This window comes from Halosolutus halophilus (assembly GCF_022869805.1).
GTDB classification, from domain to species: Archaea; Halobacteriota; Halobacteria; order Halobacteriales; family Natrialbaceae; genus Halosolutus; species Halosolutus halophilus.
The window spans coordinates 908889-924468 of sequence record NZ_CP094974.1; the positions used below are offsets into that span (position 1 = coordinate 908889).

13 protein-coding genes and 1 pseudogene are annotated in these 15580 nt (G+C 63.4%); 8 read left to right on the plus strand and 6 right to left on the minus strand.

What is annotated here, in order from left to right:
* Positions 1–180: 180 nt before the first annotated feature.
* Positions 181–441, plus strand: a pseudogene (locus MUG98_RS25380) (amino acid permease); the annotation flags it as partial.
* Positions 442–462: 21 nt separating this feature from the next.
* On the opposite strand, the gene MUG98_RS04395 reads toward MUG98_RS25380, so the two are convergent.
* Both MUG98_RS04395 and MUG98_RS04400 read right to left on the minus strand, forming a co-directional pair.
* Positions 463–903, minus strand: coding sequence for a universal stress protein (locus tag MUG98_RS04395; RefSeq protein WP_265108221.1), 441 nt, complete (start codon positions 901–903; stop codon positions 463–465).
* A 79-nt stretch (positions 904–982) separates the two neighbouring features.
* Positions 983–1339, minus strand: a complete 357-nt coding sequence (locus MUG98_RS04400) for a hypothetical protein (RefSeq protein ID WP_265110939.1) — start codon at positions 1337–1339, stop codon at positions 983–985.
* 260 nt (positions 1340–1599) lie between these two features.
* Here MUG98_RS04400 and MUG98_RS04405 point away from each other — a divergent pair, with 260 nt between their 5' ends.
* Complete coding sequence (locus MUG98_RS04405; RefSeq protein ID WP_265110940.1) at positions 1600–2271, plus strand: potassium channel family protein; 672 nt, start codon at positions 1600–1602, stop codon at positions 2269–2271.
* Entirely contained in the window at positions 2268–3815 is a 1548-nt protein-coding gene (locus tag MUG98_RS04410) for a TrkH family potassium uptake protein (protein ID WP_265110941.1), read from the plus strand. Before MUG98_RS04405 ends, MUG98_RS04410 begins: the two co-directional genes overlap by 4 nt.
* Before the next feature lie 157 nt (positions 3816–3972).
* Here MUG98_RS04410 and MUG98_RS04415 read toward each other — a convergent pair whose 3' ends face one another.
* Both MUG98_RS04415 and MUG98_RS04420 read right to left on the minus strand, forming a co-directional pair.
* The gene (locus tag MUG98_RS04415) at positions 3973–5028 is read right to left on the minus strand and encodes a glycosyltransferase family 2 protein (protein ID WP_265110942.1); all 1056 of its coding nucleotides are present in this window, start codon (positions 5026–5028) and stop codon (positions 3973–3975) included.
* Positions 5029–5113: 85 nt separating this feature from the next.
* Positions 5114–6382 carry a polysaccharide deacetylase family protein gene (locus tag MUG98_RS04420; protein WP_265110943.1) on the minus strand — a complete coding sequence of 423 codons (1269 nt, stop codon included), beginning with the start codon at positions 6380–6382 and terminating at the stop codon, positions 5114–5116.
* A 209-nt stretch (positions 6383–6591) separates the two neighbouring features.
* On the opposite strand from MUG98_RS04420, the gene MUG98_RS04425 reads away from it, so the two are divergent.
* A complete protein-coding gene (locus MUG98_RS04425) occupies positions 6592–7590 on the plus strand; it encodes a glycosyltransferase family 2 protein (protein ID WP_265110944.1) in 999 nt (332 codons plus the stop codon).
* 200 nt (positions 7591–7790) lie between these two features.
* Positions 7791–8999 carry a PKD domain-containing protein gene (locus MUG98_RS04430; protein ID WP_265110945.1) on the plus strand — a complete coding sequence of 403 codons (1209 nt, stop codon included), beginning with the start codon at positions 7791–7793 and terminating at the stop codon, positions 8997–8999.
* A 132-nt stretch (positions 9000–9131) separates the two neighbouring features.
* Here MUG98_RS04430 and MUG98_RS04435 read toward each other — a convergent pair whose 3' ends face one another.
* Positions 9132–10454, minus strand: coding sequence for a polysaccharide deacetylase family protein (locus tag MUG98_RS04435; protein WP_265110946.1), 1323 nt, complete (start codon positions 10452–10454; stop codon positions 9132–9134).
* A gap of 235 nt (positions 10455–10689) precedes the next feature.
* Here MUG98_RS04435 and MUG98_RS04440 point away from each other — a divergent pair, with 235 nt between their 5' ends.
* Positions 10690–12396, plus strand: coding sequence for an asparagine synthetase B family protein (locus MUG98_RS04440; protein WP_265110947.1), 1707 nt, complete (start codon positions 10690–10692; stop codon positions 12394–12396).
* Positions 12397–12543: 147 nt separating this feature from the next.
* On the plus strand, positions 12544–13077 hold the full coding sequence (locus MUG98_RS04445; RefSeq protein WP_265110948.1) for a hypothetical protein: 534 nt from the start codon (positions 12544–12546) through the stop codon (positions 13075–13077).
* Positions 13078–13102: 25 nt separating this feature from the next.
* Here the strand turns inward: MUG98_RS04445 and MUG98_RS04450 are convergent, their stop codons facing one another.
* On the minus strand, positions 13103–13693 hold the full coding sequence (locus MUG98_RS04450; protein WP_265110949.1) for a DUF7344 domain-containing protein: 591 nt from the start codon (positions 13691–13693) through the stop codon (positions 13103–13105).
* A 388-nt stretch (positions 13694–14081) separates the two neighbouring features.
* Here MUG98_RS04450 and MUG98_RS04455 point away from each other — a divergent pair, with 388 nt between their 5' ends.
* Complete coding sequence (locus tag MUG98_RS04455; protein ID WP_265110950.1) at positions 14082–15071, plus strand: DUF1616 domain-containing protein; 990 nt, start codon at positions 14082–14084, stop codon at positions 15069–15071.
* Positions 15072–15580 lie beyond the last annotated feature (509 nt).

Sequence of the window (15580 nt, forward strand, 5' to 3'; positions counted from 1 at the left end):
AGTGAACCGACGGTTACGGGTGACGGCGATCGAACCGAGCGCGATCCTCTCGCTCGAACTCGTCGCGTTCGTGGACGGGTGGAAATCGCGCTGCCCGGAGCGTTCGGTATCGGATCCGTTCTCTGGTACTTTCTCTACGCCCGCAACAAACCACCGCAACAGGGTGTTCTCTCGAACTACACGATCGACGCGGAGGTGTCGTTGTTACACGTCGTCGATGAGGGGGAAGAAAAAGAGGGACGGGACTTCCTGCGCGAGTGGGCCGACGGCCATCAGTTGGCGGATGCCGCCGTACATATCGAGACGGGAGACGTCGAGCCCGCGGTCGAACGCGTCAGTGCTGATCATGGTCTCGTCATCATCGGCGCGACAGAGCGCGGACTCCTGTCGCGTATCGTTCGGGGCTCACTCGTGTTCGACGTCATCGAGGCTGAGACGACCCGGCGCGTTCGATCGGTCGGTTCACTCGTCCGTATCCGTCCGCGGCAGTGCGATGACGGGGCGGTCGGCTCCGGTAACGAGCTTGATCGAGAGATCACCCGACAGAAACTGCATGATCCGGTTTCCACCGCGGGAGCGATACGCGATGGCGCTCGCGTCTACCTCGTCGGCAGCCTCAAAGATCGCACCCACGATATCCCGAGCGTAGGCCGTGTGATCGTCAGCGTCGGGAAACACCCTGCGGACGGCGGCGTACGATTCCGCGGCCAGTTCCTCGGATTGCTCGACGGGCGTTTTGTCCGGCACTCCCTCCCCCTTTTCGACGACGTGGAGCGCCGTCACGTGATCGGGGTCGTACGGTTCGAGCGCCATCGCCGTCTTCTCGGCATCATCCTCGTTTGCGACCGGAACGAGAACGTGAGCGAGAAGATCAGTTTGCGAGGGGCCGTGTGGGTTGCCCATACGAGAACCGGAGGAAATCCTACAGTATAACAGTTAGGTGGTACAGTCGAACGACCACGTTTGATCGAGCATCCCTGCGTCACTCGTCGTCGAGTTGGACTTCCCCGATAAATCTCCAGTACGACGTTTCTGTGCCGTCGGGGTGTGGTTCCTGCTCGACGTGGTAGAGATACGGGCCGTGCGGACAGTCACCGCAGTCCTCGCCACAGAAAACCTGTTTCACGACTTCGGTATATCCATCGCGCTCGGTGACCTTGAGGATGTCATCTCCAGAATTCGGCTCAACTGGGGACGGTGTTTCGTCGTGAAAATTGAGGAGTTCCTGCGCGTGAATAATCGTCTTGCGAAGGTCCTCAGCGTTTAACTGGTTCAAGTCCGCAACGAGCTGTTCTGGCATCCCTTCCGGTGGAGTGGGTTTCTTTGGGTAGCGAGACATAAGTGAGAGTTCGTACCGGGGTCACATAATCACTGCCCGTAATTCAGTTTCCTCACACTGGTACCCGATTTCGACAGTCGCAGACGGAGGTGCACTCGACAGTATCTGTTCCATGGTATCACCACCCACCCGAAATTCTCTGCCCGCGTTGGCTACTGGCCGTCGTTTTCATCATGTTGGAGAGGAACCGCTATCGGGCATGCGAAGTGTTTTGACGAACGAGTATCGATTTCCCGAAAGAGCAAACGGAGGGAAGAGATATGTATCTGATCGTTATTGGTGCAGGGGATATCGGTTCGTATCTGATCGAACGCGCGATAGGTGACGGGAACGACGTCGTGGTCATCGAGCAGGATGAAGAACGAGCGAGCGCCGCATCGGCGCAGTACGACTGTCTCGTCCTGCACGACGACGCGCGAAACCACGACACGCTCAGGGACGCGGAGATCGATCGTGCGGACGCCGTCATCTCCACGACGGACATCGATGCGACCAACATCATGGTGATGTTGCTCGCGGAGGAACACGGCGTCCCGAACCTCGTGAGCGTGGTTCACGATCCCGAAAACCTCCCCGTCTTCGAGAAGATCGGCGCGACTCTGATCGAGAATCCACAACATCTGATCGCTGATCACCTCTATCACTCCGTCCGGTATCCGAGCGTCAGTGACTTCATCGAACTGGACGATAGCACCGAACTGGTGGAACTAACCGTCACCGAAGACGCGCCGATGAGTGATCAACGCCTCAATACAGCGCTGGAATCGGGGAGCCTTCCCGAGGGGGCTCTCGTCGTTGCACTCGAACGAGACGGGACGATCCGAGCGCCGAGGGGTGACACGAGAATACGGGCAGGTGATAAGGTGACGGTATTCACTGACGATGCCTCGCTGGCCGACGCGGTTGCAGCGTTTACCGGCAATCATAAATGAGGCTCCAGTATCCGACAGTGGGGCGGGATCTGGGTCGAATCCTGCAGGTCGTCTCGCTAATGCTGCTCGTCTCGATACTGGTTGCCGCAATCAACGGGGAATTCTACGCGGCCCCTGCGTTCGTCATCTCCGCCGTGGTGGTGGGCGGTCTCGGTATCGCACTCGCCCGACAGTTTCGAGCGGCCCCGGACTCCGGGAAACTCGAGGCGATGGTCACGGCGGCCACCGCGTGGGGGGCGGTCGGCGTGCTGGGCGGACTCCCATTTCTGCTCATCGCGTGGACGATCGCGCTGGACCCGTACCCGACCTGGATGAATACACCCCCGACGACCGAGACGGTTGCCGCCTTTCGCCACCCACTGAACGGAATCTTCGAGAGCACGAGCGGCTTTACCAGCACCGGGTTGACGATGGCCGCGGTCGAGGAGGACCTGCCGCGATCGCTGCAGTGGTGGCGATCGTTCACCGAGTGGATCGGCGGAGTCGGGGTCATCGTGCTGACCGTCGCGGTCCTCGCTCGCCCTGGCAGTGGGTCCCTGACGCTCTACGAGAGCGAAGCGCGCTCCGAGAAAATCCACCCGAGCGTCGTCTCGACGGTCACGGAGATCTGGAAGATCTACCTCGGAATTACAGTCGCAGGAATTCTGCTCTTTGTCGCGGCTGGAATGCCGCTGTGGGGGGCGATCAATCACGCGATGACCGGGATTTCCACCGGTGGGTTCTCGATTCACGCGGATTCGATCGGTTATTACGGAAGTCCGCTGATCGAGTACGCGGTCGTTCCGGTGATGGTCGCCGGAAGTATCGCGTTCCCGATCCACTACCTGATTCTCAAAGGCGAAGTGCGGAACTTCTACGCCGACATCCAGACCCGGTGGGTATTCATCTGGTTCACCGCCGGAACGATCGTCCTGACGGCGCTCCTCTCGGCCAACGGGCAGTACGACACGATCGAGGAGACGTTCCGGATCGCGCTGTTCCAGTTCGTCTCCGCGACGTCGAACGCCGGGTTCGGGACGACGACGATCGGAAGCGGAACCGAACGGGTCTGGACGGCCGGGACGACGCTGCTGCTCTGTCTGGGAATGCTCACCGGAGCCGCGGCAGGATCAACGGTCGGCGGCCTCAAACTCATCCGTGTCCTTATACTGCTCAAGGGCACTGTGTGGCAGATCAGAAGCGTCTTCGTACCGAACAGTGCGGTTCGACACCTTCAGCTGGGAAAACGGACGCTCAATCAGAACCAGGTCGAGCGAGAGTACACGGAGGCAGCGGTCGTGTTCGTTCTCTGGGTACTCTTTCTCATGGTTGGCGTCGCCGTGTTTTTGTGGTCCGTCTCACCGGCCTACCCGGTCGAGTACGTGATTTTCGAGGTGATGAGCGCACAGAGTACCGTCGGCCTCGACGCCGGTATCACCGGACCCGACATGCCCGACGCAGCAAAGGCAATGCTGATATTTAATATGTGGGTCGGGAGGCTAGAGATCATCCCGGTGGCTGTGCTGTTGGGTACTGTCTTCCAACGGCTCGACCTCTACGCGTGAGCCACCGGTCGAGATTTGGAACCCAGTGAAGGGCGACATGCTCGTTTCAGCTATCAGCGGTCTGTGCTCCCGTCAGCGACGACCCTGTAATGAACGGGTGGTCGGCAGCACGTTCCGATCGAGGAATCAGATGTCGCCGGAGCGGTTGGTCCCATCGCTACTGGACCTGCGTTTCGAGGTGTTCGCTCTCGGCCATGTCGAACGCCATCGCGAACAGCAGGAACCCGAGTCCCGCGAGGAAAAGCAGCAGGCTCGTCGACCCCTGAACCATCGGCGCGCCGATCGCCGAGAGCGCCGTCAGCAGCGTCAGTAGCGCGCCAAATACGCCGATCGCGGCCGTCCCGGCCCCGACGAGGTAGAACAGCGCGAGCGGGTGGAAATCGAGCACGAGGTACTTCGTCCGCAGTCGCCACAGGAAGTTCCGCAGCAGCATGACCGAGACCTTCGGGACGTACTCCGAGTACGCGATGCTCGACTCCTCCTCGCCGTAGACGGCCGGCATCGCCACGTCGGCGACGCGCATCCCGCGGACGTTCAGCTTCACCAGCAGATCGTTACAGTAGCCGTAGTACTCGTAGAGGTTCTCGACCTCGATCGCCGCGAGCGCGTCGTGTGAGATCGCCGTGTATCCGTTCTGGGGATCCATCGTCTTCCAGTAGCCGGCGGCGATCTTCGTCAGAAACGACAGGATCGCGTTCCCGACGAACCGGAACCGCGGCATCGCCGCCCGGTACTCCGCCGAGAGGAGCCGGTTGCCTTTCGCGTAATCGGCCTCGTCCTCGACGATCGGGTCGAGCAGCCGCGGCATCTGGGAGAGGTCCATCTGCCCGTCCGCGTCGACCGTGACCGTCGCGTCGACGCCGTCGGCGAGCGCAGCGAGATAGCCGGTCTTGATCGCGCCGCCCGCGCCGCGGTTCTCCCGGTGCTGGATCGGGACGACTCGTCCGACGGATTCGTGGACGCGTGCCCGCGCTTCGAGGGCGGACGTGCCGCCGTCGGCCACGATCTGGTCCGCGTCCTCGGAGTCGTCGGTCGTCGTTGTCGCGTCGTCGCGCGCCGCCTCGAGAATCTCGTCCCAGGTACCGTCCGTCGATCGATCGTCGATCGCGTAGATTCGATCGACGGACGCGGGCATCTCGCGGATCACGTCGCCGACGAAGCCTTCCTCGTTGTAGGCGGGCAGCACGACGCCGACGGTCGCGCCCTGATACATCAGCCACCCTCCGTCGCAACCCGGCGTTCGACGGCGACGGTCCCGAAGACGGGGTCGTCGGTTCCGGTATCCGTCCCAGTTCCGGTCATGCGTCCTCCAGCAGGTCCGTCGCGGTGACGACCTCGACGCCGGCGGCGTCGACGTGCTCGAGCAGATCCGCGAACGCCCGCTCGCTCATGCCATCTTCGCCGACGTACTCGAAGTGCAAAACCGCGAGTTGGCCGTACTCGGCAGCGTAGTCGACGTACGACTTCGTCTCCTGGCCGGCGTCGCCGGAGAAGAACCCGACGTTGTGCGGATCCGTGAGCGGCAGGGCGTTCGGCCCGCCGCCGAACCGGAACGCTTGCTCGTGGTACTCCCTGACGAGGTCGAGGCTGTCCGATCCGAGCACGTTCCGCGGGGTGACGAAGTGCTTCGCGCCCGCCTCGTAGCCCCGGTTCTCGAGAAACGCCTTCGTCCGCCGGATCATCCCCTCCTGTTCTTCGGGCGTGTACTCGTGGAGGAACTGGGCCCCGGTACGCGGCCGGGCCGCCATATCCCAGCCGGCGTCGGCCAGCGCGTCGAGTTCGTCGAGTGCGAGCCGACCGCTCTCGCCGACGGCTTCGGGAATGACGGCCTCGACGCCCGCGTACCCGTACTCGTTCAGGTGTTCGAGGGCGGTCGTGTAGTGGCTCTCGAGGGTCCCGTCGAACAGCAACAGGACCTTGCCCGTCTCGGGTCGATCGACCGCCCGGAGGTCGTCCACCCGACACTCGATCGGGCCGGACAGATCGCCGCGGCGGCGGACCGCCAGCCGAATTTCCCGCACGTCGGCGAGATCGGGCTGGGTGTCGATCCGGCTGGTACCGAAGTCGACGCGCACCCATCGATCGGTCGGTCCCGTGAGCGTACGACGCAGGGCGTGAACGTTACGCGAGTTCGGCGCGAACAACTCGAGCGTGAGGTGGAGCTGTTCGCGCCCGGTGAACGAGACCGCGAGCGAGAGGTTCTTTTCGCGCAGGTCCAGTCCGTCGGATCGCGTCGTGTACACGGCCGCGTACTCGGTCTCCGCGTCGGCCGTCAGGCGAGCCGACTGTGACCCCCCGTACGGATCGTCCGTCGCGGCCTCGAGTTCCCCGGCGTCGATCATCGCCACCCACTCGTCGAGGGTCTCGAAGTCGTCGATCGACTCCCCGGGCAGATCCGGCAGGTCGCTTCCACCGGGCTCGCCGTCACCGCTCGCGGGCGAGTCCGCGGCCGTCGGCTCGCCGTCCCCGCCGCGCCAGTCGCGCAGGCTCGAGAGGCACCCGGCGAGCCCGAGTGTTCCGGTCGCTGCAACCGTGGTTACGAACGATCGTCGATTTCGGTTCGTCATCGACCGCGACGACGAATCGTTTCCCCTTTCTTATACAGGTCTTAGAGCACCCACCGTGCCGATCGAGCCGCGAAAGGTGGGCGTGACGCCGGCTGATCGGTCGACCCCGGAATCGACGACGGTCCGGGCCCACTGTCCTCGACAACGGCCCCACGAGATGCCGTTTATCCACGCGATAATAATCCGCCGTGGACGGGTAGCACCGGAAAATGCCTCGCGTCAGCGTCATCATCCCGACGTACAACAGAGCGTCGACGCTTCCCCGCGCGATCGACAGCGCGCTCGAACAGACGATCGACGACCTCGAGGTGGTCGTCGTCGACGACGGGTCGACCGACGAGACCGAGTCGGTGCTGGCCGCCTACGAGGACTCGCGGGTTCGGCCGGTCATCCACGCGACCAACCAGGGGGCGAACGTCGCCCGGAATACGGGCATCGAGCACGCCCGCGGGGAGCACGTCGCCTTCCTCGACTCGGACGACGAGTGGCACCCCGAGAAACTCGAGCGGCAACTCGCCATCCTCGCGGATCGATCGGACGACTGGGTCGGCGCCTACTGCGACTCGGCGTTCGACCTCTCTGGAACGAGCGGGACGCTCCGAACGGCCGCCGCGTCCGTGCTCGCCCGCGGTGACGAGGAGCCCACGAGGGAGGGCGGCGAGGAACTGGTCGGCGAGATCCTCGCGGACAACGTCCAGCCGGGTGCGGGATCGACGTTGCTGGTCCGGACGAGCGTCGCCAGGGACGCGGGCGGCTTCGACGAGACGCTCGATCGGTTCCAGGACCCGGAGTTCTGCCTGCGGGTGCTCGAACACGGCAAACTCGCCTACGTCGACAGGCCGCTGGTTCGCCGCGAGGAGACGGGCCACCCGCCGGCAGGCGTGATCCGGAACGCCAGCGAGCAGTACCTCTCGGCGTACGCGGACGAGGTCGAACGCTTCGAAGCGGCGGGGTACGAAATCCGATCGACGCACGAACTGATCCTCGCGAAACGGTACCTGGCCGAGGGCCGACTCCTGCGGGGCGCGTGGCACCTCCGGCGGGCCGCCGCGACGCCCCGACACGTCCCGGGGCTCTGCTGGGCCGCCGCAACCGGCGTTCGGCGTCGTCCGACTCCGATCGTCGCGACGATCCTGCTCGCGGGACTCGTCGCGACGGTCGGCCAGCGGACGCTCCAGTGCCGCGCGGTCGGCACAGACGGATCCTGAGACGGGATCGGCGCGAATCGTGAGCCGGGGCGATGAGAGACTCCGTTACTGCGTCCGACTCTACCGGCGGGTGCAACGATCGACGCCGACCGTTGCGGGCCCGAAACGCTCGCCTCGGACCGTTGCAGAACCGAAACGTCGCTGTTTCGTTCGTTACCGTAGGTGTAGTAAAAACGTCCGAATTCCTCCACCGTGATGGAATGGGACGTGATAGACTCTCACGACGGACCGCGTTGACTCTCACAGCCAGTTCTGCGCTCACGACCGTCGGCGTCGCTCGAACGGACGACGGGACGGCGGACACGGCCGACGACAACGTTTCTCGCGACTCGTTCGTCGTTCGCGAGGGAACGGACCAAGAGACCACGGCGTACGTAACGACCGCGGACGCGGACGGACCCACCGTCGTCGTCGTCGGCGGCCTCCACGGGAACGAGATCGCGGGCTACGTGGCCGCCGGCGAAATCGCCGACTGGCCGATCGACGCCGGTCGACTCGTCACGATCCCCGAAGCGAACGCCGTCGCGATCGATCGAGGGACCAGGACCGACGACGAGGGCGTCGATCTCAATCGGCAGTTCCCCGAGGGCAGCGAGCCAGCGATGGACCTCGCACGGGCGATCTGGGGCGTTCTTACCGAGTACGACGCCGACGTGGTCGTCGATCTCCACGAGTCGACCGGTATCTACGCGGGCGATCCCGTCGACGGCGTCGGACAGGCGATCTTCCACTCGGAGGGCGACGCGGTCGCCGAAACGGCCGCGGACGCGATCGACTACACGAACCGCAACTACGTGGACGATCCCGCCCTCTCGTTCCAGAGGGGCCCGTTCTCCGGACCCGACTCCGAACCGAACGGACTCCTCGTTCACAAGGCGGCCCGCGATCTGGGGGCTGACTCGTACCTCGTGGAGACGCTCTCGACCGACGTGGATCTCGGGACCCGGGTCCAGTGGCACTCGGTGATCACCGAACGGCTCGTCCGCGACGAACTGTTCCCTGACGGGGTGCCCGAGAACGATCACGTCCCCGAAGACACCGTCGACGAGGAGCCCAGCGAAGAGTACCCCGACGAGGAACCGGACGAGCCCGAAAATCTCGCCGATGACAGCCCGGACGAGACTGACCGGGAGTCACCGATCGCGAGGATCAACACCGTTCCCACGTGGGCCCCCGGACTGGACCTCGAACCCGGCCGGACGATCACGCTCGACGCCTCGTGTTCGTGTGCCCCGGACGGCGAACTGGTCTGCTACGAGTGGCGCATCGGTCAGGACGGGTCGTTCGACGAAACGGGCGAGACGATCGACGTGACGATCGGTGCGAACGGCGACCACCCGATCGTGCTGCGGGTCACCGACGACGCCGGGTTGACCGACACAGCAGAGATCACGCTCTCGACCGACTGACCGCTTTCGGCGGCGATCGATCGGGCAGCCATCCTGCTGGTAGAGTCCGTGGACACGCCGCACGACGTCGCGGTGACGCCGTCTCGGGGCCAGGTGCAATTCGGAACGGCTGTCGACGACGAGCGCAGAGAATCAGTGGTTGGCCGTCCGCATCTTCCAGAGGTCGTCGAACGTGATGACTTCGACGTCGGCCTCGTCGATGTGTTCGAGTAACGCCTCGTAGTCGTCTTCCGGCATCGTGTTATTCGCCTCGAACGTGTGGAAGTTCAGGATCGTACACTGGTTGTTGGCCGCGGCGAGGTCGACACACCGTTTCGAGATATCGAGGTCGTGGCCGATCGTCCGCGGGAGGACCAGCGGATCGAATCCGTAGACGCTCGTGGTGTTGACGTTGCCGGCCTGGTTGAATCCGCCACAGTGGTAGTAATCGGTCTTGTAGTCGAGACTCGTCCTGTCGTAGCTGTTGTGAGGATAGACGATGTAGTTCGCCCCCTCGAACTCGTTGTCGATGAACCACTGCTTGTCCTGTCTGAGTCGCGCCTCGATCGCGTCTTCGTCGTCGAGTTCGGCGATGGGGTCGTGCGTACCGTGGACGACGATCTGGTCGCCCTCGTCCTGTCGCTCCTGTAACTCCGAGATCGACATGATCCCGTCTCGACCCTGTTCGACCCACCGCGGAATCGGCGCCTGAACCGTCCGGAACCCGTACTCGTCGTGGAGCGACGCGGCCGTCTCGTAGTAGTCGCGGGTCCCGTCGTCCCAGCTCAACATGACGTAGCCCGTCTCCGGCCGCTCGTGGGTCCGCAGATCGTCGATCCAGACCTCCGCCTCCGGCATGGAGTGAAGCACCTGGATCTCGAGCCGATCGAGGGTGTCCATCGCGGGTTCGTACTCGCTCTGCTGGAACACTCCGGGACTCGATCGAAACCAGCCGACGTCGGGCGACCGGTACGTGATCTCCCGGAGCGAGTACACTTTCGCGCTGCCGAACTGGTCGACGACCCGCAGATTGATCGTTATGTGCTGTGGCGTCGTCGTTCGGACTGCGAACGACAGATCCGTCTCCGTCAGATCTTCGTCCGAGAGATCCCGTTCTGCGAAGACGTTCTGGCTGCCGTTCGACTGGAGTTTGAAGCTCTGGTCGCCGTCGAAGACGACGTCCTCGTCCGCCTCGCCCGATCCCTGGACGACCTCCCAGGCGTCGAGGTCGCCGAAGTCGTCCAGTTGCGTTCCCGGTTGGCGAAACCGCTCTCGGCTATCGTATTCGGTTTCGAGCGGCGGGACGCCGTCGACGAGTGCCGCGGGCCCCGATTCGTTCGAATTATCGTCCGGGGACCCCCCGCCGATGCGGTCGGACGCCGACCGGAGTTGATCGGTACAGCCAGCCATCCCGGTGATGCCGGCCGCACCCGACAGTGCGAGGAACCGTCGCCGCGTCGTACGTTGCGCTGTCATGGCGGGCCGAAGCTACTGACAGCGCCCCTATTATTATGGATCCGATAGACGGGTCTGACGGCCCCAGTCGTCGGAATCGTCGCCCCGTTCGAACGGTCGCCCAGGCGCCGCTGTGGCGCTTAACGGTGCCATAGTAATGGCGAACTCGTGTCTCCTGGTGATCGAGAGGCGTACGTGAGGCGGGCTCGCTCGGAACCCACACCTCGACCGTACGCCGCCTGCCAGGTGCGTGTCGATGAACAGGGAACTCTTCGGCGTATTCGGCGGTATCGAGACGTTCGAGCGGTTCAGAGCCAGTGACGAGTTCGACGAGGTACTCACCGGATCGACCGTCACGGTCGGGATCCGGGACGCCGACCTCGGAACTCCCGGCTGGAGCGCCCGGTACGCGGGCGACGACGGCTACTGTGTCGTCTGGGGCGAAGTGTACGTCCCCGACGAGGACTCGTCGTCGGAGTCGAACGCCGCGCGCTGGCTCTTCGAACGCTACGAGACGGACGGGCGCGAGGCACTGGCGTCGCTCAACGGGTCGTACCTGGCCGTCCTCGACCACGACGTCGCCGGTGAGGCGTTCGTCGTCACGGATCCGATCCGGTCGCGAGAGTGTTTCCACACCGACGACCCCGGAGTTCGCGTCTTCGGAACCGACGCCGCCGAAGTCGGTCGCACCATCGCGGAACCGATCCTCGACCGGGACGGTATCCTCGAGTTCCTCCATCTGGGAGTCGCACTCGGGGAGAAAACCGCCGTCACGCAACTGGATCGGCTCCCGCTGGACAGCCGGCTCACGCCGACGTCGATCGATCCGCTCGATCGGTTCGTCTACCGGCACGGAGAGTTCGACTACGTCGGCGAACTCGCCGATCGGCTCGAGCGGGCGCTGGACCGGCGATCGGTGCTCCCCGGGCGAAAGGGCCTGCTCCTCTCGGCGGGGTACGACTCGCGGATCATCCTCTCGCAGATCGAGGCGATCGATAGCTGTTACACGGTCGGCTCGCCGGACGCACAGGAAGTGCGCGGCGCGAAACGCGTCGCCGCCCAGTACGACGCGAGCCATACGGCGTTTCTGCCGGACGAGCAGTACCTTCGGCCCGGCGAGTCGAAGATCCGGTACTCGCAGGGGATCAAAGAATCCTTGCACATCCACCACGCCGGCTATACGGACGAGATCGACGTCGACACGATGTATCACGGGCTGCTCTGTGACACGTTCTTCCGGGGTCACTTCACCGCAGAAGACAGCGTGGACGTCCTCGGGAAACGCGTCCCGATCGGCCGACTCGATCCCGATCCGGATCCCGTGAAATCGCTCCTCGAGAAGTTCGGGTACGACCGCGAGGCGAGTCTCGAACTCGCCGATCGGACGTCGTTCGACGTCGATCCGGAGTCGTTCGTCAGGGAGGCGATCCGCGACGAGTTCGAATCGAGACGATCACGCGCAGACAGGGAGCAGAACGCCCTCACCTGCTGTGGGATCGCCAACCAGCCCTCGGTGCCGTTCCACGCTCACCTGTCGGATCACTTCCTGACGTCGTTTCTGGCGACCGATCGCGAACTGATCGACTGGCACCTCCGGACGCCTCCGGAACACCGGACGACGGAAACGTTCCTCCGGGCGTGCGAGCGAATCGACGGCGAGATCCTCCGACACAGGCCGCCCGATCGGCCACACGATGCGACCCTGCTCAACGAGATCGAAGGGTTCGTCCGCCGGAAGACGCCGTTCCTCTCGTCGTTCGAACCGCCGTGGCCCGATCGCGAGCGACTGTTCGACCGACACGACTTCGATCGACGCCTGCTGGCGGACCTCGAGCACGTCCACAGTCTCCCGGCCAGACACAAACTCAGACTCACCGATCTTCGCGGGTGGATCGACCGCTGGCAGGGGACACGAGAGCCACCACTCCCGTGGCTGGACCCGCCCGAGTCACCGGTCGTGTAACGTCGCAGACGGCGTCGTCGTTTTCGCTCTTCGACAACAGTTGTATTCGACAGACATCCGTTGAAAGCGGCTCTAACAACGATTTATTTCGTTCAGGAGCGTTGAACCGTGAGTATACTTATATGGCAAGAACAGTTAGCGCGGAATATGCGTCTGACGCCGTCGTGGTTTCGCTCTTCATCCGACGCTCGATCCGACGAGCGTACCGAAGATGACGATACTACTGCAGGAGTGACGATCTATCATACCTCGGGGAGCGATTTCTCGAAGGGGGGTGCCGGGGACAGCGATCGGGTGGGGGAATTTCTTCCGGACTCCGACGCCAGCCTGCTGGCGGTCCTGGACGGGATGCAGACGCCCGTAACCGTCGACGAGGTCACCGACGAGTTGATCGGCCCTGCACGTCCGTCGATCGAAACGTGGGCCGCCGTCCACGAGCGGCTCCACCGGGAGCGTCTCCCGGCACTCGACGCCACGGGGGACATCGAGTTCGACGAGGCGCAGGGACTCGTCGAACGCTCCGCACAGCGCACCGAGCGTAACCTGTTCTCGCTGACTGCGCTGGGAGCGATTTCGATCGTGTTACTGGTCGTGCTCGTCGCGCTCGTCTCGACGACCGTTCTTACGACAATTCTGGTCACAGCCGTCACGACGGTTGCCGTCTGGATCGTTCCGGGCTAGTTTGGAGCGGAGGTGTCAGCGGTCGTCAGTTGATGTTCCAGCCGATCGTGAGCACCGTATAGAGGATCAGGATCAGTGCGCTGAGACCGATCCCGGAGAGGAACGAGGTGAACGGCAGTTCCATCACGGCACCCAGCAGGACGACGTAGCCGACGACCGTCGCTCCGATGTAGTAGTCGCCCCAGTGGGCCCCGTCAGTTCCCGTCTCGGCGGACGGTTCGTCGGTCGGTTCCAGCTCGAGGTACGTATCGACCCGGTCCGCGAGGGGCTTTCGCTCGACGATACCGCGGTTCTGCTGGTAGTCGATGACGCCCGCCTCGTCGAGTTTCGTGAGATGAGACTGGTAGAGGGGGATGTAGACGCGCTGGCGCTGCGTCGACGTGAGTTCTTCGACGGTCGTATCGTGTTCCCACGCAGCGACCTGTTCCGCGATGTCGCGCATGCGGACGGGACCTTCGGTCCCGCGAAGGTACCGGAGAACCATACGACGGCGTTCGTTTTGCAGGAGATGAAAGATTTCGTCTTTCGAGAAGGCTGGCTCTTCAGAGGGGGCGTCAGCTTCGTCATTCGAACCCTGCTCACCCTGTTCTTCTGAGCTGATATGTGTCGCGTTCATCGCACCAGTCTTCCCTAATCAGAAGTGGGTAATAAAGGATTGAAACCGTGCATCTGTGAACGGTATACTTTAGTCAGTTTCACGGAGTCAGACATCATTTTCTGTGATTTTTAAACCGCGATATACGTACCAAGAAGTCCCGTAACGCGAATTCTCGAAATCGATTTCGAGATTTATTATCCTCTTCGTATTACCGGAAATTTCGAAAGCTAATTCTGAATTTCCGACCGTTCATAGTTCTGGGACAGTTCAGAACCGGCGAAAGTTATATATGCAAATGTAGTATCGAAGTTGTGATAGTTGGGCGTCAGACGGCCGTCACACCGTCCTCGTTGACCGGGGCTTATCCGGGCGATAATAAACCCGCTGTGCCCCCAGTATCGAAGAAATGAGCGACTCCAACTGGTGGTTTTCCGATCAGGCGATCGTCATCGCGATCACTGGTGCACTCACGTACGGCATATTTTCCGGCATCGGGGGCGTTGCACGAATCGCGCTAGCAATCCCGCTCGTCCTCTTTCTTCCCGGGTACGCGCTCGTCTCGGCGCTCTTTCCGGACAGGCCGACCGACGACTACCAGTCGTTCGACGAAGAGAAGACGGGCCTCGGAAATCCCCTGCTGGTTGACGGAGGACTCGAAGCGGTCGAACGGTTCGTCCTGTCAGTTGCCTTCAGCGTTGCGCTCGTCCCGGCGATCACCCTTTTCGCGTCCGTAACCCCAGGGGTTTTGTCGGTCGAACCGGTTCTCTCTGGACTTTCAGTGCTCACTATCGTCCTCGCACTAATCGCGATCGGTTCTCGCTATCGGTGTGCGCCCGATCGGCGGTACGTTCCGTCGCTCTCCGCTGCGCCGCTGTTTTTCACTCGAACGCGGCCGTCGCTCTACAGTGGACCGAACCACCGACCGTACAACGCCGCGATCGTGGTCGGCCTGATCCTGTTGCTCGCGAGCGCCGGATTCGCGGTCGCGAACCCGCCCCAACACGACGGGTTCACGGAGTTCGCGATCGAAACCGAGAACGTCACCGGCGAGACCGAGACGATGTACGAATCGAACTACACCGCCGGAGAGACCCAGGAACTTACTGCCACGATCACGAACCGCGAACACGAAGAACGGTCCTACACGACCGTCGTGTTGCTCCAGCGAGTGAGCTACGACGATGGGAACGCCACCGTCCACGAGACGGCCGAACTGGATCGGAAGTCGGTGACGGTTCCGGACGGTGCGACACACGAGCAAACCCTCAACGTAACCCCGACGATGCGGGAGGGGGAGTTGCGGCTGACACTGCTCCTGTACGACGGCGAGCCGTCGAGTGAGCCCGCTGCCGACGACGCCTACCGCGTGATTCGGCTCCCGATCGAAGTCGAGTAGTCGTGGTCCGTGGAACGTCTCGCCGCCGCGTCCGTCCCGCACTCGCTGGGCTCGAGCGTCATCGCCCGGTCGTCGCCCCGTTCGTCCGGTTCGTGGCCCGTGGTGGCCGTCCGGACCGAGGGCCGTCTCCTCGCTAGTTCGTTCTCGCTGACGGCCCTCTCACACGCCGTGACCGACGCGCTCGACCCGGATCCGAGGGGAGAGGTTTTTGACGGCGGGCTGTTCTCGGGCCGGTCACATCGCCGCTGACAGCCGATTACGACGGACTCCTCGATCGGGTCGTCGCGGTCACCCCTCCGGGACCCGAACCACCTCGTCGCGGGCCGACTGAACCTGCGGGTTGCCGTCCAGTTCGTGCAGGAACTGGCCGCCGTCGGGCTCCGGGCTGGCCGACGATATGGGAGCGTCAGCGACGCCTGGCGGGACGTTCGCGCCAGCGCGTGGATCGTCGATCGAAGTCCCTCTGCGGATCGAGAGTCGGCTGGACGACCCTCCTCGCGAGCAGGGAG